Origin of the sequence: Streptomyces sp. LX-29, from assembly GCF_029541745.1 — a bacterium.
Classification (GTDB): domain Bacteria; phylum Actinomycetota; class Actinomycetes; order Streptomycetales; family Streptomycetaceae; genus Streptomyces.
In genome coordinates, this window is the sequence record NZ_CP089746.1 from 2995081 (window position 1) to 3014839 (window position 19759).

A 19759-nucleotide genomic window follows, 5' to 3' on the forward strand; every position below is an offset into this window, starting at 1 on the left:
GCCCAAGGGGGGCCGAGATCGCGACCGCGCGGGTCGGGATGTCACCAGGCGCCGGCTACTCCACCAGCCCGTCCGGGCAGGGCGTGCCGCGCGGCAGCTCGTAGGGGGCGCCGATGCGGTAGAGGCCGGGGCGCGGGGCGTGCAGCACGGTCCACTCGTCCTCCGGCTGCCCCTCCTCGGCCTCCTGGACCTGCCGGGTCAGACAGCCGTCGCGGTTGACGAGCGGGGCGTCGCCCTCGCTGCTGGGCGGCTTGATCCGGTCGCCGTCTTCGTCGACCAGGGCCAGCCACGGCGAGTACTGCATGCGGATGAGCACCGGTCCCGGCGACTCGACCGAGATGACCAGTTCCTCCGCGCCGGCACGCCGCACCGTCGCCGGCGGGTCGGCGATCGGTGTCGGATTGGCGACCTTGAAGAGCTTCCAGTTGGCGTCGGACCAGACCTCGTGGAGGTACGGCAGCCCGCCCGCGATGAGCTCGGTCTCCTTCCTGGCCGCCGTGTCCGGCTCGTCCGCGGGCAGCACGACGTAGTGCACCGCCATGCGGTCCAGCCAGGCCCGGTAGCTGGCGGCCGTGAGCGGGGCGTCCTCGTCGTCGTAGAAGATCGGGTTCCGCTTCAGGTCGGCCTGGCGGTTCCAGCCGCGCGCGAGGTTCACGTAGTCGTCGAGCGCGGAGGACTCGCGGTGGCTGCGCACCGGGACCACCTCGACCCGGCCGCGGTCGGCGTCGACCCGGTCCAGTTGGTCGATCAACGGCGCCAGCTCCCGGTTCCAGGCCGCGGCGGGCGTGGTGTGGATGATGTCGTCGATGGTCTTCACCAGTTGCCAGGTGGTCACGCCGACCACCGCCAGCACCAGCGCGAGCCACTTGCGGCCGTTCACCGTCGTGCGCAGCTCCGCGCGGGCGGGCCTGCGGTAGTAGGGGAGCGCGGCGACCAGCACCACGCCACCGAAGATCATCCCGAGCCGGGTGATGTTGGTGCCGATCTGGGAGGGGATCAGCCAGGTGAGGAGGGTGCCCACGACGTAGAGCGCGCCACCGACCCGGACCGTCTTCCACTCCTTGGGCACCAGCGTGAATACCGCGACGCCGGTGAGCACCGGAAGTATCGTCGACGCGAAGCCCATCGGCTGCGTGCCCGAGAACGGGAACAGCCAGGACGACAGGCCGACCACCAGCGCCGGGGTGACGCCCAGCGCGTACCCGGCGGGGCGCCGCTTGGACAGCCACAGCGCCGCCGCCACCACGCCCACGAACAGGCCCGCCACCGGGCTGGACATGGTCGACAGCGCCGCCAGCACGCCGGCCAGCAGAGCCCGAAGTATCTTGTGCGTGTACTTCTGCGAGCGCCACCTGGTGGGCCACGCGAAGATCACGGCGATGGCCCCGAGGCCGAACATCGTGCCCAGCCCGAAGGTCACCCGGCCCGAGATCGCGTTGCAGATCAGCGCGAAGGTCCCGTAGAGCGTGGGCCACATCGGCCGGCGCACCCGGCTGCGCACCATCAGCAGGGCCAGCAGACCCGCCGAGATGGTGCCCGCGATCATCATCGTCGTACGAACGCCGAGGACGGCCATCAGATACGGCGAGATGATGCTGTAGGAGACCGGGTGCATGCCGCCGTACCAGGCGAGGTTGTACGCCGAGTCCGGGTGCTGGAGCGCGAACTCCGCCCACGCGTCCTGCGCCGCCAGGTCACCGCCGCTGTTGGCGAGCAGCGCGACCCACAGCAGGTGCAGCAGCGCTGCGAGGATCAATGCGGCGGGCACGGGATGGAAGACTACGCGCCGGAGCAGCCCCGCACGGCCGGCGCGCTGGGGTGCGGCCCCGGCGTCGGCGGCGGCGGGAGTCGGGTCGTCGACCTCCGGCCGGCGCGGCCCGGGTACCCGTATTCGCGCGGCGGCGCCACGCTTGTCGCTATCGCTCTCCTGGGCCCGCGTCGGATCCACGGTCGTCACTGCGGCACTCCCCGTCTACCCCCGAGATCTCCCCCACGCATCCACGTTGTCCCGGTTCGCTCCGGTTCCGCCGCGGCGGGGCGGAGCACGCGCGGAGGCGCTGGCGACGCTAGCACGCAGCGCCGCGCGGGCGCGCCCTCGGGAGAACGCGACCGGGGTGGCGACGGAGGTGAAAGCAGTGAGGGAGGCATAAGACACATGATTCGTGTGAAGGGAAGGACGCCATACGACCGCGCGGCGTTGAGTCGCACCGTGGTACGGCTCAACGCCGCGCGGCTGAACACCGCTGGGCTCAACGCGGGACGGACGGCCCCGGCACGGCTCAGCCGATCCTGGTCAGCTTCGTTCCGAAGGACGGCTCGGACAGATCACTCTTGAGGGCCACCGGCACGCTCGCGCTGCCCGGTCCGCCGCCCGCGGTCAGGTCGCCCACGACGGTGCCCGCCTTGGCCGTGTGCGGCAGCGACCGCCCGCCCGCGGCGAGGGAGAACCTGACCTTGTGACCGGCCCAGCCGACGCCCTTGAGGTCCTTGGTGGCCACCACCGGGGTACGGCCGCCGAGGCCGTCCTCGACATAGCCCACCACCTGGCCCTTCTTGACCAGGGTGTCCGCGACGAGGGCGCCGCGCGTCGCCGAGATCTGCTTCTGGACCTTGGCCAGGGCCACGGCCAGATGGGCGTTGGGGTCCTTGCTGTTGTGGTTGCGCTGGTCCAGGGTGACGCCGAGGATCAGCTGGTCCTTGCCGCCGACCGTCTTGTAGGCGGCCCACATCAGCGCGCCGCCGGCGGCCGAGCTGGAACCGGTCTTGATGCCGGCGGTGCCGGGCTCCGTGGTCACCAGGGAGTTGTTGTTGAAGATCCGGTCCTTGGTGACCGGGTCGTTGAGACCGGGGATCCGGATGTTCTCCGTGCGCACGACCTGCCGGAAGGTCCGGTCCTTCATGACCTCCTTGGCCAGCTTGAGCTGGTCCACCGCGGTGCTCTTGGTGGTGGCCGACAGACCGCTGGGGTCGGTGTAGACGGTGTTCTTCATGCCCAGCTTCTTGGCGGTGTCGTTCATCTTCTTGACGAACGCCTCCTCGGAGCCGGCGTCCCACCGGGCCAGCAGCCGGGCGATGTTGTTCCCCGACGGGATCATGAGCATCTCCAGCATCTGCCGCTGGGTGTACTCCTGCCCCGCGCTGACGGCGACCCGGGACTCGTCCGTGGCGTCCGACTCGTCGCCCGCCTGCGCGTCGACCTTGATCTTCGGGCCGGGCTTGTCCGCCTTGAGCGGGTGGTCCCGGAGGATGACGTACGCCGTCATCACCTTGGTGACGCTGGCGATCGGCACCGGCTTCTGCTCGCCGAAGGTGCCCACCATGCCCGCGCCCTGGACCTCCGCGGCCGCCTGACCCTCCTCGGGCCAGGGCATGGCGAACGGCGTGCCCTGGAAGGTGAACGCCGCCGAGTCCTTGGCGATCTCGAGCTGCGGAGTCGGCAGCGGGCGCATCGCCTGCACGGTGACGAAGATGATCGCCAGCAGGATGACCAGCGGGGTCCAGATCTTGATCCGCCGCACGATGGTGCGGGTCGGGGTCTCCGGGGGCGGCGGGGTGTTCGTGAGCTGCGCCAGCAGGTCCAGCGGCGCCGGGGCGCCGGCCCCCGGCGTGGGCGGCAGCGGCTGCTGCTTGGTCCGCTCGAAGTCGGGCAGCGGCGCCGGGGCGTTCTTGTCGGCCCCGGGCTTCGCGGGCGCGGCCGGCTTCGCCGGTGCGGTCGGCTTCGCGGGCGCGGCCGCCGTGGCCGCCGTGTCCGGCTTGGCCTCGGCGGAGCGGGCGGTCGCCGGCTTGGCGGGCGCCTGCCGCGCGGGCGCCGGGTCGTCGGCGGACCTCAGCGGCACGAAGGTGCTGGGCTTGCCACTCGGCGCGGCGGGCGCACCGGTCCCTGCGGCGGTACCGGCGCCGGCGGGCGCGGCCGCACCGGCGGCCCGACCGGCTTCCGCGGCCTTGCCGGCCTCGGCGCCCCTGCCCGCACCGGCGGCGGGAGCCTGCGGCGCCCGGAACGCGGTGGTCGGCTGGTCGGCGGGCCGACCGATCGCCGTGCCGGCGCCCACGCCGGCGGACCCCGGGGCATCCGTGCCGGCACCCTTACGGTCGGTGACGCCCCCCGCGCTCACGCTCTCCTTCTTATCCGCGCTCTTCACCGCGTCGGCCTCCGCGTCCGCGTCGGCGCCCCTGGCTCGCAGGGTGCCGAACACGGCGGTGGCACGGTCGACGCCGCCGGAGGAGGCGGGAGAACCGGAGGAGGCGGGAGCGGAAGCGGCGGCCGATCGGGAGGTCGCGGCCTGCTCGCCGCCGCCGGCGGACGCGCCCGCGCGGTCGGCCGTGGCGTCGGCGGCGCTGTCGGGCGACTTCTGGCGGAGCGCGCCGAAGAACGCCGTCGGCTGGTCGACCCGCCGGGCCGACGCCTTCTCGGCGTCCTTTGTGTCGGCCTCGTCGGCGCCCCGGTCCGTGCCCTCGGCCGCGTCCGCGTCGCCGGGCGCGGCGGAACCCGCGCCCGCGCGGGGCGCGGCGGAGTCCTTCGCGTTCTCCGCGCGGTCCGCGGTGCCGGCGCGGCCGGCCGCCGTCTTGCCCTCGGGTGCGTCGGCGTCGCGTGCGGCGGCGCCGGAATCAGCGTCGGAAGCAGAGCCCGCGGTGTCGGCGTCGGCGGGCTCGTTGGCGCTGGAGACCCAGGCCGCGACGGCCGCCCGAAGGCGTGCGTCGCCGCCCTCGACCGTCGCGGAGACGCCCGCGCGGTCGCTGGAGGCGGAAGCGTCCCGGCTCGTGGCCTCGGGCGCGGCCTTGGCCGCGTCGCCGCCCCGGCCCGCGGGGCGCATCGGCAGCGGCTCCACGTCGTCGCCGGCGCCGTCCGGCTTTCCGTCCGACTGCGCCGCGCGCTCGGTCACGTCGGCTTCACGCTCGCGAACATCATCCGCGGCGGCCTTGCCGCTCGCTTCGGCCGCGCCGCCCGAGCCGCCCGCGGGCGAACCGTGGCCCGCCGGCGAACGGTCACGCGTGGTCGCGTCCTCGTCCGTACGCAGGGTCCTGAGCACCGCGGTCGCGCGGTCGACCGGGGGCTCACCCGCCTCTGCCGCACCATCACCGGCGCCTGTCGCGTCGTCACCGGCGTCTGCCGCGCCGGTGCCGGCCGCACCGTCCGCGGCACCGGTGGCGCGGCTCGCCGCGCCGCGCTCACGCGCGACGGCGAGCCGCGGGTCGCGTTCGCCCTGAGTCGTCTCCCCCGACGACTTCTGCTGCTCCGACGTGTCGGGGGACTCGCCCGCCACCGATACCTCCTTGAAACTCGTCACGCGGCGATTCCCGCCGCCTCATGGCACGGCAATTTCACGCAGCGTTCTATCAAGTGTCCAGCGTCCCCACTACGCGTCAGCGCAGCGGGGCTGTCGTTACCGAACCGGTGCGCATTCACAGCACACCCGGGGCACCGCCGCCCTGCTAGACGAGAACGACATACCTGCTGGTTCCCACCCGAACCCCCCACGCACTCTCGACAGACCAATGTGAGAGGGGTCACCCTGTCATTCATCCACGCGGGGAGGCATGGATGGGCAGGAGCCGCAGAACAATTCCGGAGGAGCTTCTGCTGCTCGCCTTGGACCCGGCCACGGGCACCACGGCGCAGCCGCAGTCGCTCGACCTCGGTCTTGCCGGGGCGCAGCTAGTGGAGCTGGCTCTGGCAGGACGGATAGCCCCTGACGGGGATCGTATCGCCGTGGTGCTGCCACGGCCGACTGGAGATCCGACATTGGACTCCGCGCTCGAGTTGCTGCGTCGTCGTGGCAGCCCGGTGCGGGCGGTCCACTGGATCGGCGGGCCCCGACTGGGGCTGCGTCAGACCTACCTCACACATCTGGAGCGGTGCGGCATGGTGCATGCCGTGGCGGGCCAGATGTGTGGAGTTCTGCCGACGACTCGCTATCAGGCGACCGACACGGCCATCAGCCGGGAGATCAGGACCCGGTTGGACAGCGCGATCCGCACCGGCGTGCCGCCGGACCCGCGGACCGCGGCCCTCGCCGCCCTGGCCCACGCGGTCGGGCTCGGCAAGCACCTCTACCCCGGGAACGAGGGGCGTTCTTCGCGCTCCCGGCTCCGGGACCTGATCCGGCACGACCCGATGGGCGGGCTCGTGGCGCACGCCGTGATGGACGTGCAGAACGGTGTCGCGGCTCAGCCGAGGCGCGCGCCGGCCACGGCGCGACAGCCGGCGGTGCGTGCCACGGCCGGAGTTCCGGCCCAGCCGTCCCGCCGCGGGAGCATGGCCCGCGTGGGGGCCCGTTAGCACGCCGTCCCCAGGGCGTCGCGGGCCGTCGGCACAGCCATCGGCACGGCAGTACCACCAGTTCGAAGCAATCGGCAGTAATCCGCTCCACCGCGACCCGACCGCGACACAGTCGCCACTGACCCGGTACGGGAGCCGCTGTCAGCGCGCGGGGTGGTGGACCGGCCGCCCCGGACGACGGCCGATCCACCGCCCCGCGCGCACGCGTGCGTACGGCGCCCGCTTTCGTACGTCCTGCTTCGTTTACGGCCGTCGGCCACGCACCCGACGAACACTCTGTGGGGCCGTTTCCCAGCGCGCTCACGACCGTTGGTGGCAGTCTGCTGACCAGCAGAAGGCAGCAGTACGAAGCCGGAGGTGCACGTCCCGTGACGTCCAATGTCGGCCCCACCGTCAGGCGACGCCGGTTGGGTCAAGAACTGCGCAGGCTCCGCCAGGAGAAGGGCATGACGGCGGAGGAGGTCGCCGAGGAGCTGATGGTCTCCCAATCCAAAATCAGCAGACTGGAGAACGGCCGTCGCAGTATCAGTCAGCGCGATGTGCGCGATCTGTGTCGGGTCTACAAGGTCGAGGACAAACACCTCGTCGATTCCCTGATGCAAATGGCCAAGGAGTCGCGCCAGCAAGGCTGGTGGAATGCGTTCGGCGAGGTTCCGTACAGCGTCTACATCGGATTCGAGAACGACGCGGCATCGCTGCGGATCTATGAACCGCAGGGATTGCCCGGTCTGCTGCAGACCCCGCGATACGCGGAGGCGGCCGTCACCGGCGTGCTTCCGGAAGCCGCTCAGGAACAGATCTCCCAGCGCGTGCAGGTGCGACTCAAGCGGCAGGAGCGGATCAGCGACCCGCTCAATCCGCTGCGGCTGTGGGCGGTCGTCGACGAGGCGGCGCTGCGGCGCGTGGTCGGCAGCCCGCGCATCATGGCCGAACAACTGGAGCACCTGGTCCAGATGAGCCACGAGCCGCATGTGACCGTGCAGGTGCTGCCCTACGACGTGGGCGCGCACCCGGGAATGAGCGGCCAGTTCGCCATTCTGGAGTTCTCCGACGAGTCCGACACCAGCGTGGTCTACCTCGAAGGCGTCACCAGCGACCTGTACCTGGAGAAGCTCACCGACGTGCAGAGCTACAGCATGATGTACGAGCACCTGCGCGCCCAGGCGTTGAACGTCGAGCAGAGCCGTCGGTTCGTCCTGGAGGCGGCGCGCCAGCACCTGGAAGCCCGGTAAAACCGATCCATAACGTGCCGAACTGCCGAGGGAGGCCGGAGAGTACACCTCCGCGCCTGCCACACGGAAGAGGCCGATGGAATATGCCATCCGGTCGAGTGACGATCCCATTCTCCATCCGAGGCCGCCGAGTAGTGTCGATCACGCCTCCTTAACCGAGGCGGAACACCATCGACGAAACACCTCGAACGCATCGGAGTTGACGTGTCTATTCAGCCTGGAAAGCAGAGCATGTGGACCAAGTCCTCTTACTCGACCACCGGCGCCTGCGTGGAAGTTGCCTCTCCCACCGCGGTTGAGATCGCCGTGCGCGACTCCAAGAACCCGCAGGGGCCGGCGCTCGGCTTCGCCCCCGAGGCGTGGTCCGCATTCGTGGCGGACGTCAGCGGTGGGGCTTTCGACATCGATTGATAGCCGCTGTCGTCTCCCAAGCGACAACCGCGCAGAGCCCTCTCGACCGGCCGCCGTCCCTGCCGAGGGGGCTCATTGCCGCGCTCTTCCGCCCCGCCGGTGTGGGGTGGGTGCCGAGTTTCGCATTCCCACCCCACACCGGCCGGAATTCCCTTCCTCGGATCGGCAGCCGCTCGCGCCTCGATCCTTCGCTCCCCGCTCCGTCGCTCGACCTCCGGCGCCCACATCCCGGACGATGTCGTTTCATGGTGAATCCTTCGCCGTAGGCTGCGGTCACCCGAGCCGCGAAGGAGCACCATGCGCACCGCCGTTCCCGATCTCGCCGCCCGCGCCACCTCGGTCGCCGGTTCCCCGGTACGCGACATCCTCGCGCTCACCGCACGCCCCGAGGTGATCTCCTTCGCCGGCGGGCTGCCGGCTCCGGAGCTCTTCGACGCGGACGGCATCGCCGACGCCTTCCGCCATGTCCTCGCGGCCGGTCCGCGCGAGGCGTTGCAGTACTCCACGACCGAGGGCGACCCCGCCCTGCGGGCCGTCACCGCCGCCCGGTTGACCTCCCGCGGCCTGCCCACCGGGGCGGACGACCTCCTTGTCACCACCGGCTCGCAGCAGGCCCTGACGCTGCTGGCGGCGGCCCTGTTGGAGCCCGGCGACACCGTGCTGGTGGAGAGCCCGACCTACCTCGCCGCACTCCAGTGCTTCGGCCTCGCCGGCGCGCGCGTCGTCCCGGTGCCCTGTGACGAGCAGGGGCTCGACCCGTGGGCGTTGGAGGAGCTGACCGCGCGGGAGCGGCCGAAGCTGCTCTACACCATCCCCACGTTCCAGAACCCCACCGGGCGCACCCTCCCCGCCGAGCGGCGCCGCGCGGTCGCCGAGGTGGCCCTGCGACAGGGGCTGTGGCTGGTCGAGGACGACCCGTACGGCGAACTGCGCTTCGCCGGCGCACCGGTGCCCTGGATCGCCGCGGACCCGCGGGTCGCCGACCGCGCGGTGCTGCTCGGCAGCTACTCCAAGATCATGGCTCCCGGGCTGCGGCTCGGCTGGCTGCGTGCCCCCGAAACCCTGCGCCGCGCCTGCGTCGTCGCCAAGCAGGCCGCGGACCTGCACACCTCGACGGTGGACCAACGGGCCGCGGCGCGCTATCTGACCGTCGCCGATCTGGACGCCCACCTCGGGCGGGTCCGCGGCGCCTACCGCGAGCGTCGGGACGCGCTGCTCGCCGGGCTGCCCGACGCCCTGCCGGAGGGCTCGCGGTGGAACGAGCCGGAGGGCGGCATGTTCGTCTGGGCCTCGCTGCCGCGCGGGAACGACGCCACGGAGCTGCTGCGCGCGGCGGTGCGGCACGACGTCGCCTACGTCCCGGGCGCGCCGTTCTTCCCCGCCGAGCCGGACCCGGCGGCGCTGCGCCTGTCGTTCGTCACGCACACCCCGGAGGAGATCGCGGAGGGGCTGACCCGCCTGACGGCGGCGCTGCGCGTCTGAGCCGCGGAATCGGGGTGTGGCCTCTCCCGAAGGCGACCCCCGGGAGGGGCGCAGGGCGCCCCGGGGAGGGGCGGAGGGGCACCCCGGGAGCGGCACGAAGGGGCTCACTCAAGGGCAAAACGGATCATTCCGCGTTATCCTGCCGCTCGCCACCGCCTCGCCTCCCGGCAACCCTCCCGGCAACCGGGAGGCGAAGGCTCTCCTGTCGGCGGGTCACGGGATGTCGGCGGCCCGCGCGGACCGCCCGTGTCGCCCCCTGGATGGTGGAGCCCCCGTGAAAGCCCTGCCGCGCCGCCGCCCCACCCTCTGGGCGGCGGTCTTCTGCCTGCTGTCCTTCACCGGCCTGTGGCTGGCGCAACGGGCCGCGCAGGTCTCGATGGTCGACCTGATGGTCTACCGCGCGGAGGGCTGGGCGGTGCGGACCGGCACGGACCTGTACGACCTGCGGGCCACCCGCTATGAGCTGCCCACCACCTATCCGCCCTTCGCGGCCCTGCTGTTCACCCCGCTGAGCCTGCCGACGGTCGGTGTCGTGAAGGTGCTGGCGACGGCGGTCAACCTCGCCCTGGTGGCCGCCCTGACCCAGCTGTCGCTGCGGCTGGTCGGCGACCGCCTCCCGGTGCCCCGGCCGGCGGCCGCGCTGCTGGTGGCCGCCGTCGCGGTGTGGTGCGAGCCGGTGTGGTCCACCCTGCGGTACGGCCAGATCAATCTGCTGATCGCGGTGCTGGTGCTGTGGGACCTCACCCGGCGCCCCGGCCATCGCTGGGCCGGCGTGGGCATCGGGATCGCGACCGGGATCAAGCTCACCCCGGCGCTGTTCGTGGTGTTCCTGGCGCTGGCGGGGCTCGCGGCGCGGCGGGGGCGCCGGACATGGGGCCGACGGCACCGGGAACCGCGGCCCTCGGGGTCGCCGCAGCCCTCGGGGTCGCCACGGCCACGCGAGGGGCTACGGCGGGAGGAACTGCGGCGGGCGGGCGTGGCGACGGCCGCCTTCGCCGCCACCGTGGCGCTGGCGGGCCTGGTGCTGCCGCGCGACTCGCGACGCTTCTGGACCGACGTGGTGCTCTCCGCGGACCGGCCGGGCGACGTCGAGGAGGCCGGCAACCAGAACCTCCGCGGCGTCCTGGCCCGCGCCCTGCACACCGTCGACCCGGGCCTGTGGTGGCTCCTCGCCGCCGCCCTCGTCGGCTGCGTGGGCATGGCCGTCGCGGTCGGTGCCCACCGCGCGGGCGAGCGGTTGCCGTACGGCCGGGCCTGGTCCGCGCTGGCGTGCGCGATCACCGCGCTGCTGGTCAGCCCGGTCTCCTGGTCGCACCACTGGGTGTGGGCGGTGCCCGTGGCCCTGCTGCTGTGCGCGGAGGCGCGCCGCCGACGCACCGCGCGGTGGGTCGGCGGGGCGGCGCTGACCGGGCTGCTCTTCTGCTCGTACGCGATCTGGTACCCGCCGCACGTCGTGCCCCGCCACGTCGAACTGCGTCTCGGCTCGGGCCAGATGCTGCTGACCGCGGCCTACCCCCTGCTCGGGGTCGCCTTCCTCGCCGTGGCCGGCTGTCTGACCGTACGGGCCCTGCGCACCCCGCCGGCCGCGAGCCTCGCGCCGCAGGGGCCGCACGGACCGCGCGCCCGCGCGGAGGGCGTGTCGCGCCGGCGGCCGTCCTACGCCCGCGGGTAGCGCGCCAGCCAGGCGGGCGCGGAGGACCCCGGGCCGTGCAGGGACGGCCCCTGGGTCATCTCCATGGCGAAGTCGTCCGCCAGTTGCAGCACCGTGGCGCGCCCCTCCACCTCCGCCACCCACGCCGGGGGCAGCGCCGTGTCGCCGTGCAGCGCGCCCAGCAGGTTGCCGCAGAGGGAGCCGGTGGAGTCGCTGTCGCCGCCGTGGTTGACGGCCAACAGCAACCCGTGGCGCACGTCTTCCGCGACCAGCGCGCAGTACACCCCCATGGCCAGGGCTTCTTCCGCGACCCAGCCCTCGCCGAGGGACTCGACCCGCTCGGCGGTCGGCAGCCCCTGCCGCACGGCACCCAGCGCGTGCTTGAGGGCGTCCGTGGTCTCCTCGTGGCCGGGTCGTGTGGCCAGGTGGGCCAGGGCGCGCTGGATGGAGCCGTCGAGGGTCTCGCCGCGCGTCAGGCCGTGCACGATCAGGGCGAAGGCGCCGGCCGACAGATAGCCGGTGGGGTGGCCGTGGGTCTGGGCCGCGCACTCGATCGCGAGTTGGAAGACGAGTTGCGGCTCCCACCCCACCAGCAGCCCGAAGGGCGCCGAGCGCATGACCGCGCCACACCCCTTGGAGTCAGGGTTCTTGGGCCGCTCCAGGGTGCCCATGGTCTCGTCGGCCAGCCCCGCCAGACAGGCCCGTCCGGGGGCGCGCTGCGCGTACAGCCACTCCTCGCGGGCGAGCCAGCCGTCGTCGTCCCTCCGCTCGTCCGGGCCCCAGTCGCGCTGGGTGGCGTACCAGCGCCGGTGGGCGGCGTGGATGTCGGTGGGCGGGTGCCAGGCGCCGGTGTCGCGCCGCACCTGGGCGCGGATCAGACCGTCGACGGTGAAGAGGGACATCTGTGTGTCGTCGGTGACGGTGCCCCGCCTGCCGTACGCCGGGACGAAGTCGGTGACGCCCGAGGAGCCGTGCCGGCGCCGGATCTCGGCGAGCGAGTCGAACTCGATGCCCGCGCCCAGCGCGTCGCCGATCGCGCCGCCGAGCAGACAGCCACGCACCCGGCTGCGGAAGTCCTGCTGTTCGGCCCGGCCCCACGCGGCCGCGGCCGCGCCGACGGAAGCGCTCACGGCCCTGCCCCTTTCGTAGCTTTCCGTAGCGTGTCTTCGGCTTTCTGTAGGCATACGTACGGACCCGAACTCGTTCTGCACTGTAATAGACCGCGAACGATCCCTTACCGTCTGGCTCGAAATGTGAAAGACGTCATCACGGCAGGCTGTGACGGACCGTCCCATTCCGCTGAAGTCGCCGCAATCCCCACGTAGCCTGACCCCCATGGCACACGAAATTGCGGTGGCCGACGGGGGCCGAGTACGAGAACTGTCGGCGGTTTTGGCCAGGGCGTTTCATGAAGACCCGGTCATGGCATGGATATTTCCGGATTCCGCCGGGCGGCGTCGCGCCCTCCCCCGGCTCTTCTCCGTGATGCTGCGCTTTCAGCACCTGCGTCACGGAGCGAGTGAATTCATCACCAGCGAGGGCGGTGACCGGATCATCGGCGGCACGCTGTGGGACCCGCCCGGTCAGTGGAAGCAGCCCTTCTGGCGGGAGCTGCTGGCGCTGCCGCCCTACGTCTGGGCCTCGCGGACCGGCACCCCGCGAGCCATCACCGTCGTGAACGCCATGGCGGCCGCGCACCCCGCCGAGCCGCACTGGTACCTGTCCATCATCGGTACCGACCCCGACCCGCGGTTCCGCGGCACGGGCGGCGGCACGGCGCTGCTGCGCTCTCGACTCGACCGGTGCGACCGCGCGGACCAGCCCGCCTACCTGGAGTCGACCAACCTGGACAACGTCCCCTACTACGAGCGTTTCGGCTTCACGGTGGTGCGGGAGATCACCGTCCCGAAGGGCGGCCCGGTGGTCGCCGCGATGTGGCGCAAGCCGGGTGCGTGAGGCGGCACCGGCCGTACTACTCCATGCGCCGGTAGGTCGGGCAGTCTCCGGTGGTCGACTCACCACCGCACATCCGGAGCGTGTCCTGGTCCACGACCTCGATGGTCACATCGTGCGTCTGGTAGAAGCAGCTTCCGCCGCCCCCGGAGAGGGACACCGAGACGACCCGCCCCTCGTACCGGCTCCCCTCGCCGGTGACGACGGCCTCCGCCGGATCCGTGTCCGGGCCGAAATTCTGCTCGCACCCCGAGGGGTCGGTGCCGAAGGTCTCGGCCGTCGTCCAGGTCACGTGGTAGCCGCCGCCGTCGGCCGGCGTGACGAAGAGCTGGAAGCCTCCCGTCTCGTCCTCGTAGTCGCCGGCGAGCGAGGGCTCCTGGCCGGACGTCGTGGGCGGGGGTGGGGCTGAGGTCGGCGTGTCCTGGCCACCGTCGGCCTCCGGACCGTCACCGCCGCCCCCGGCGCCCAGCGCGACCCCGGCGGCCACCGCCGCCGTGACGGCGGCCGTCCCCATGAACAGCCCTACCGTGGCGGCGGTCGACAGGCCGCCGGACGGGGGCGTCTCGGCGGCCCGAGGGGCGGCGGCCAGGCGAGCGTCGCTCCAGCCCGCCGGGGCGCCCTGGGCCCCCTCCTCCCTGGCGTCGCGGCGCCTTTCGCGGCCCTCGGCCGGGGACGCGGTGACGGCGGCCTTGACGAACAGCAGCAGGGTGATCAGCACCGCGACGAACCTGGCCTGCCACCGCCAGAGAGAGAACGCCCAGCCGTACCTCTCCCTGAGCTCCTCGGACGCCGTCTCCAGGCGCTCTTTGAAGTCCGTCAGACGGGCGGTCGTCGTCCGCGGCAGGGAGGGATCATCGGCCTGGGACCGGCCCAACACCTCGCTGCCGAACGCGTAGTCGTGCAGACACCGGTGGCGTCGGTTGGCCAGCGAGACGAGTGTCCCGAGCCCGAACACGTCGACCACCAGATAGCCGACCGACTGCCGCGCGGTCGCCCAGCCCAGCCCGGCCGGGGTGCGCGCCGGAGCGGCCCCGTCGAGGCGGCGCACCGTCAGGCCCCGCATGGCCTTCCCCACGGTCTGGCCGGTCAGCCACACCTCGGTCGCGAGAAGGCTGATGAACGCCAGCGCGAAGATCAACAGGAAGATCGCGAGGAACCCGAGCGTTCCCCAGCCCGTGCCCCACACCAGCCCCCCGGCCGCGATCACCCCCGGCACCAGCACCGCCACGAGGACGAACAGCACGTCGGCGGCGAAGGCCGCCAGCCGTACGGAGTGGGGGGTCACCCGCAGCGCGTCCGCGCCCGGAGCTCGCGGGATCGCCATACCGATCACCTCCCGCACCTCCACCATGGCACGGGTCGGTGATCGGCGCAGGCTCAGTTCTCCAGCACCGGGAGCAGCTCCGGCAGGTGTCCGTCCGAGGCCAGCGCCGCCCGCTGCCGCTCCTCCGGGACCTCGCCGTAGGTGGTGGTCCGGGGCCGGGCCGGACGGCCGGCGGCGTCGGCGATGGCGACCAGGTCGCGGATGGAGCGGTAGGAGCCGTAAGAGGAGCCCGCCATACGGGAGATGGTCTCCTCCATGAGGGTGCCGCCCAGGTCGTTGGCGCCGGACCGGAGCATCTCGGCGGCGCCCTCGGTGCCCAACTTCACCCAGCTGGTCTGGATGTTGGTGATGTGCGGGTGGAGCAGCAGCCGGGCCATGGCGGTGACCGCGCGGTTGTCGCGGACGGTGGGGCCGGGGCGGGCGATCCCGGCGAGGTAGACCGGGGCGTTGGTGTGGATGAACGGGAGCGTCACGAACTCCGTGAAGCCGCCCGTCTCCTGCTGGATCTCCGCCAGCAGCCGCAGATGTGTCAGCCAGTGGCGCGGCTGGTCCACATGGCCGTACATCATCGTCGAGGAGGAGCGAAGGCCGAGTCGGTGGGCGGTCTTGATGACCTCCACCCAGGTGGCGGTCGGCAGCTTGCCCTTGGTGAGGATCCAGCGCACCTCGTCGTCGAGGATCTCGGCGGCGGTGCCGGGGATGGAGTCCAGGCCCGCCTCCTTCGCCGCGGTCAACCACTCCCGGATGGACAGCCCGGTGCGGCTGGCGCCGTTGACGACCTCCATGGGCGAGAAGGCGTGCACATGCATGCCGGGCACCCGCTCCTTGACCGCGCGGGCGATGTCGAAGTAGGCGGTCCCGGGCAGGTCGGGGTGGATGCCGCCCTGCATGCAGACCTCCACCGCGCCCACCTCCCACGCCTGCTCCGCGCGGTCCGCGACCTGGGACAGCGACAGGGTGTAGGCGTCGGCGTCGGTCCGGCGCTGGGCGAAGGCGCAGAACCGGCAGCCGGTGTAGCAGACGTTGGTGAAGTTGATGTTGCGGGTGACGATGTACGTCACCTCGTCGCCGACGACCGCCCGGCGCAGGTCGTCCGCGATCCGGCACAGGGCGTCCAGCGCCGGGCCGTCCGCGTGCAGCAGCGCCAGCGCCTCCGGGTCGGTGAGCTTCGTGGGGTCGTCGGCGGCCACCGACAGCGCCGCGCGGACGTCCGCTTCGATGCGCTGCGGCACCATGCCCGGTGCCGCAGCCTCGCGCAGCGCCTCCCAGTCGCCGTAGACCTCGTCGAAGTCGTCCCGGCGGTCGGAGGTTCGACCCTCGGTGTCGATGGTGCGGTGCAGCTCGGTGCGGCCGGAGGCGGAGAACACCTCCTCGGGCTCCTGCCAGGGTCGGCCCTCCACCGGAGCGTCCTCGCGGGCCAGCCCGCTCTCCGGGTCGGCCAGCGCGCGGACGTGCGGCAGCAGCCGCGGGTCCAGCCAGGGCTCGCCGCGCTGGACGAACTCCGGGTAGACACAGAGACGCTCGCGCAGCTCGAAGCCGGCGGCGGCCGACCGCGCGGCGAGCTCCTCGATCTGCGGCCAGGGGCGCTCGGGGTTGACGTGGTCCGGAGTGAGCGGGGAGACGCCGCCCCAGTCGTCGATGCCGGCGCGGATGAGCCGGACGTACTCGGCGTCCACCAGGTTCGGCGGCGCCTGGAGGCAGCCGGAGGGGCCCATGATGTGCCGGGCGACGGCGACGGTGGCGACCAGTTCGTCCAGCTCGGCGTCGGGCATGCCGCGCATCGCCGTGTCCGGCTTGGCGCGGAAGTTCTGCAGGATCAGCTCCTGGATGCCGTGGTACGCGCGGGCGACGCGACGCAGCGCGAACAGCGACTCCGCCCGCTCCTCGTAGGTCTCCCCGATCCCGATCAGCAGCCCGCTGGTGAACGGGACGGAGCTGCGGCCGGCGTCCTCCAGGACGCGCAGCCGAACGGCCGGCTCCTTGTCAGGGGAGCCGTGGTGCGGCCCGCCGGGCTCGCTCCACAGCCGTGTCGCGGTGGTCTCCAGCATCATGCCCATCGAGGGGGCGACCGGCTTGAGCCGCTGGAAGTCGGTCCAGGACATCACGCCGGGGTTCAGGTGCGGCAGCAGCCCGGTCTCCTCCAGGATGCGGATGGAGATCGCGCGGACGTAGGCGATGGTGTCGTCGTACCCCGCGGCCTCCAGCCATTCGCGCGCCTCGGGCCAGCGGTCCTCCGGCTTGTCGCCCAGGGTGATGAGCGCTTCCTTGCAGCCCAGTTCGGCCCCGCGGCGGGCGATGGCCAGCACCTCGTCGGGGGACATGAACATGCCGTGCCCCGCGCGGCGCAGCTTTCCCGGCACGGTGGCGAAGGTGCAGTAGTGGCACTTGTCGCGGCACAGCCGGGTGAGCGGAATGAAGACGCTCTTGGAGTACGTGATGACGCCGGGTCGGCCCGCGGCCTCCAGGCCCGCGTCCCGCACCCGCGCGGCGGAGGCGCACAGGTCCTCCAGGTCCGCACCGCGCGCCTGGAGCAGCACCGCCGCCTCGGCGACGTCCAGCGCGACCCCGTCACGGGCGCGCTTGAGCGCGCGTCGCATGGCGTTGGCGGTGGGGGCGGGCGACGGCGATCCCTGCGCGCTGGTGGTCATCCCCCGAGCATACGAGCGAGCGGTGACAACTCCCGGGTCGCCGTGCGGCAGATGGTGTGGGGCTGATCACGGCCTGTTTCACCCGGCCGGGGGAAACCCGCCGCCGCCTGCTGTCCGGCGTGGCCCGTCCGCCCGGACGGAATCGCCGCCGGACCGTCGGCGCGCCCCCTCACAGGAACTGCGCGTAGGCGTCCAGCGTTCGCAGCACCTCTCCCTCCTCGCCCGGCGGAAGCTGGACGACCACCTCCGCGATCCCCAGATCGCGGTAGTGCGCGAGCTTTCCCGCCGAGGGCAGCACGCCGTAGGGGACCACGGTCAGCGCCGCCGGGTCGCGCCCCGCCTCCTCCCACGCCCGGCGCAGCACGGGGAGGTTCTGGGTCAGCCCGCGGCCGCCGGTGGGCAGCCAGCCGTCGGCGTAGCGGGCGATGTGGGCGAAGAGCGTGGGGCCCGCGCCGCCGCCGAGGAGGGTGCGCGGGCCGGTCAGCGGGTCTCCCGCGGGCCGGTCGCGGCCGGGCTTGGGGTGGGCGTGGCTGGCCCGCACCGAGCCGAACTCGCCCTCGTACGCGGTGGGCTCCGGCGACCACAGCGCCCGCATCAGCGCCATCCGGTCGGCGACCAGGCGGCGCCGGGCGGACCAGTCCACACCGTGGTCGGCCGCCTCCTCCCGGTTCCAGCCGAAGCCGACGCCGAGGGTGAGACGGCCGTCGCTGAGGAGGTCGAGGGTGGCGACCCGCTTGGCGAGGGCGATCGGGTCGTGCTGGGCGACCAGGGTGACACCGGTGGCCAGCTCCAGCCGCTCGGTGACGGCGGCGGCCTGGGCGAGGGCGGTGAACGGGTCGAGCATCCGGCCGTACTCGCTCGGCGCGGGCTCGCCGGTGGCCGGTGCGCGGGAGGTCCGGGCGACCGGGATGTGCGTGTGCTCGGGGAGGTAGAGGCCGGCGAAGCCGCGCTGTTCCAGCTCTCGGGCGAGCCGGACGGGCCGAATGGTCTCGTCCGTGAGGAAGATGGTGGTGGCGATACGCAAGGTGGACATGGTGCGTGGCACCTCCCGCGTCGGCGGTGGGACGGTGGCTCTGGTCGCGGGCATGTTCCCGCACCGTCATCGAGTTATCCACAGGCGTTTCGCTTCGCGTCGCACCGGCGTACAACGGTGTCGTGCGGCACTTCCGACTCTCGGCTGATCCGATATCTGTGGGGGCACCGGATGCGAAGGCGAGACGTACTGAGACTCTCGGCCCTTGCGGGCGCGACGGGCGGGCTGACGCTCGACCCCGTGACGTTCGCGCATGCGCGGGATCCCGGCGACGCGGGCGAGGGGCCGGGCACCGAGCGGGACGGCGGCCGCGAGTCCGGGCGGGAGCGGAAGCGCACCGTCCGGGGCCATCTGCCCACCGGTTCTCCCGACTTCGTCTATCTGCCGGTCGACGTGCCTGTCGGGGTGCGCGAGATCGCCGTGTCGTACGCGTACGACAAGCCGTCCGTCCCCCCGGGCACCCAGGGGAACGCGTGCGATATCGGCATCTTCGACGAGCGGGGTGTCGAGCTGGGCGGGCGCGGCTTCCGGGGCTGGTCGGGCGGGGCGCGCTCGGAGTTCGCCATCAGCGCGGAGCGGGCGACCCCCGGCTATCTGCCCGGCCCGGTGCGCCCGGGCACCTGGCATGTGGTCCTGGGTCCGTACACGGTGGCGCCGCAGGGCCTGGACTACGAGGTGACGGTGGAGCTGCGGTTCGGGCCGCCCGGCGAGACCCCGGCGCCGGGATACCCGCCGCGGGCCAGGGGTCGCGGCCGGGCCTGGTACCGGGGCGACTGCCATCTGCACACGGTGTACTCCGACGGGCGGCGCACCCCCGCCGAGGTGGTGGCCGCCGCCCGCGCCGCCGGGCTGGACTTCATCACCACCACGGAGCACAACACCCATGCGGGGCATCGCGCCTGGGACGGTCTGTGGGGCGACGACCTGCTGATCCTCACCGGGGAGGAGGTCACCACGCGCAACGGACACGTGCTCGCCCTCGGCCTCGACCCCGGCACCTTCATCGACTGGCGCTACCGCGCCCGGGACAACGCCTTCGGGCGCTACGCCCGTGCGATCCGACGGGCGGGCGGCCTGGTCGTCCCGGCGCACCCGCACGGCACCTGCGTCGGCTGCAACTGGAAGTTCGGCTTCAACGAGGCGGACGCGGTGGAGGTCTGGAACGGCGTGTTCGGGCCGGACGACGAGGCGAGCATCGCGGAGTGGGACAACACCCTGGTGGCGGCCGTCCGGGGGGCCGGGCGCTGGCTCCCGGCGATGGGCAACAGCGACGCGCACCGCGAGCCGCAGCCCGTGGGCTCCCCGCAGACCGTGGTGCTCGCCGACGAGCTCTCGCGCGACGCGATCCAGAAGGGCATTCGAGCGGGGCGCAGTTGGCTGGCCGAGTCCTCCGCGGTCGAGCTGCGTTTCTCGGCGGCGGGCGGCCGGGGCCGGCACGCGGGCATCGGCGGCCGGCTGCGGGTCTCCCGCGAGGATCCGGTGACGGTGCGGCTGGAGGTCTCCGGGGTCGGCCCCGGCTGTTCGGCGCGGTTCATCACCGATCAGGGCCCGCTGTACGCGACGGCGCTGCCCGCTTCCGGGTCGGGCACGGTGGAGTGGCGGACGACGGCCTCGTACGCGGCGTACGTCCGGGCCGAGATACGCCGCGCCCCGGCGGACGGCGGGGCGTCCGGGCTGCCGGGGCCGATGGTCGCCATGACCAATCCGGTCTTCCTCGGCGAGGACTGAGCCGAGGACTGGCTACCGCC

Annotated in this window: 13 protein-coding genes; 7 read left to right on the forward strand and 6 right to left on the reverse strand. The window is 72.9% G+C overall.

The genetic code is table 11. The features are described 5' to 3' along the window. Positions 1 to 55 precede the first annotated feature (55 nt). Together LRS74_RS12775 and LRS74_RS12780 are read right to left on the reverse strand one after the other, a co-directional pair. Entirely contained in the window at positions 56 to 1957 is a 1902-nt protein-coding gene (locus LRS74_RS12775) for an MFS transporter (protein ID WP_277741124.1), read from the reverse strand. Between the two features lie 322 nt (positions 1958 to 2279). Then, positions 2280 to 5285 (reverse strand): D-alanyl-D-alanine carboxypeptidase, encoded by a 3006-nt coding sequence (locus LRS74_RS12780; protein WP_277741125.1) that lies wholly within the window; start codon positions 5283 to 5285, stop codon positions 2280 to 2282. Positions 5286 to 5539: 254 nt separating this feature from the next. Between LRS74_RS12780 and LRS74_RS12785 the strand changes: the two genes are divergently transcribed. From LRS74_RS12785 to LRS74_RS12805, 5 genes are all read left to right on the forward strand, one after another. Beyond that, positions 5540 to 6277 (forward strand): GPP34 family phosphoprotein, encoded by a 738-nt coding sequence (locus tag LRS74_RS12785; RefSeq protein ID WP_144381134.1) that lies wholly within the window; start codon positions 5540 to 5542, stop codon positions 6275 to 6277. 368 nt (positions 6278 to 6645) lie between these two features. Then, positions 6646 to 7509, forward strand: a complete 864-nt coding sequence (locus tag LRS74_RS12790) for a helix-turn-helix transcriptional regulator (RefSeq protein WP_144381133.1) — start codon at positions 6646 to 6648, stop codon at positions 7507 to 7509. Positions 7510 to 7713: 204 nt separating this feature from the next. Then, on the forward strand, positions 7714 to 7920 hold the full coding sequence (locus LRS74_RS12795; protein WP_277741126.1) for a DUF397 domain-containing protein: 207 nt from the start codon (positions 7714 to 7716) through the stop codon (positions 7918 to 7920). 297 nt (positions 7921 to 8217) lie between these two features. Continuing rightward, on the forward strand, positions 8218 to 9402 hold the full coding sequence (locus LRS74_RS12800) for a PLP-dependent aminotransferase family protein (protein WP_277741127.1): 1185 nt from the start codon (positions 8218 to 8220) through the stop codon (positions 9400 to 9402). A 274-nt stretch (positions 9403 to 9676) separates the two neighbouring features. Next, positions 9677 to 11074 (forward strand): glycosyltransferase 87 family protein, encoded by a 1398-nt coding sequence (locus LRS74_RS12805; RefSeq protein ID WP_347178129.1) that lies wholly within the window; start codon positions 9677 to 9679, stop codon positions 11072 to 11074. Here the strand turns inward: LRS74_RS12805 and LRS74_RS12810 are convergent. Next, positions 11059 to 12183, reverse strand: a complete 1125-nt coding sequence (locus LRS74_RS12810) for an ADP-ribosylglycohydrolase family protein (protein ID WP_277741129.1) — start codon at positions 12181 to 12183, stop codon at positions 11059 to 11061. The genes LRS74_RS12805 and LRS74_RS12810 overlap by 16 nt on opposite strands. 292 nt (positions 12184 to 12475) lie before the next feature. Between LRS74_RS12810 and LRS74_RS12815 the strand changes: the two genes are divergently transcribed. Beyond that, positions 12476 to 13009 carry a GNAT family N-acetyltransferase gene (locus tag LRS74_RS12815; protein WP_277741130.1) on the forward strand — a complete coding sequence of 178 codons (534 nt, stop codon included), beginning with the start codon at positions 12476 to 12478 and terminating at the stop codon, positions 13007 to 13009. Between the two features lie 16 nt (positions 13010 to 13025). Here LRS74_RS12815 and LRS74_RS12820 read toward each other — a convergent pair whose 3' ends face one another. The 3 genes from LRS74_RS12820 to LRS74_RS12830 all read right to left on the reverse strand — a co-directional run bounded on the left by LRS74_RS12820 (position 13026) and on the right by LRS74_RS12830 (position 18002). Next, entirely contained in the window at positions 13026 to 14330 is a 1305-nt protein-coding gene (locus LRS74_RS12820) for an RDD family protein (RefSeq protein WP_277741131.1), read from the reverse strand. Between the two features lie 53 nt (positions 14331 to 14383). Further along, complete coding sequence (locus LRS74_RS12825) at positions 14384 to 16978, reverse strand: bifunctional FO biosynthesis protein CofGH (protein WP_277741132.1); 2595 nt, start codon at positions 16976 to 16978, stop codon at positions 14384 to 14386. A 169-nt stretch (positions 16979 to 17147) separates the two neighbouring features. Next, the gene (locus LRS74_RS12830) at positions 17148 to 18002 is read right to left on the reverse strand and encodes a TIGR03619 family F420-dependent LLM class oxidoreductase (protein ID WP_277744735.1); all 855 of its coding nucleotides are present in this window, start codon (positions 18000 to 18002) and stop codon (positions 17148 to 17150) included. A 180-nt stretch (positions 18003 to 18182) separates the two neighbouring features. Here LRS74_RS12830 and LRS74_RS12835 point away from each other — a divergent pair, with 180 nt between their 5' ends. Continuing rightward, positions 18183 to 19739 (forward strand): CehA/McbA family metallohydrolase, encoded by a 1557-nt coding sequence (locus tag LRS74_RS12835; RefSeq protein ID WP_277741133.1) that lies wholly within the window; start codon positions 18183 to 18185, stop codon positions 19737 to 19739. Positions 19740 to 19759 lie beyond the last annotated feature (20 nt).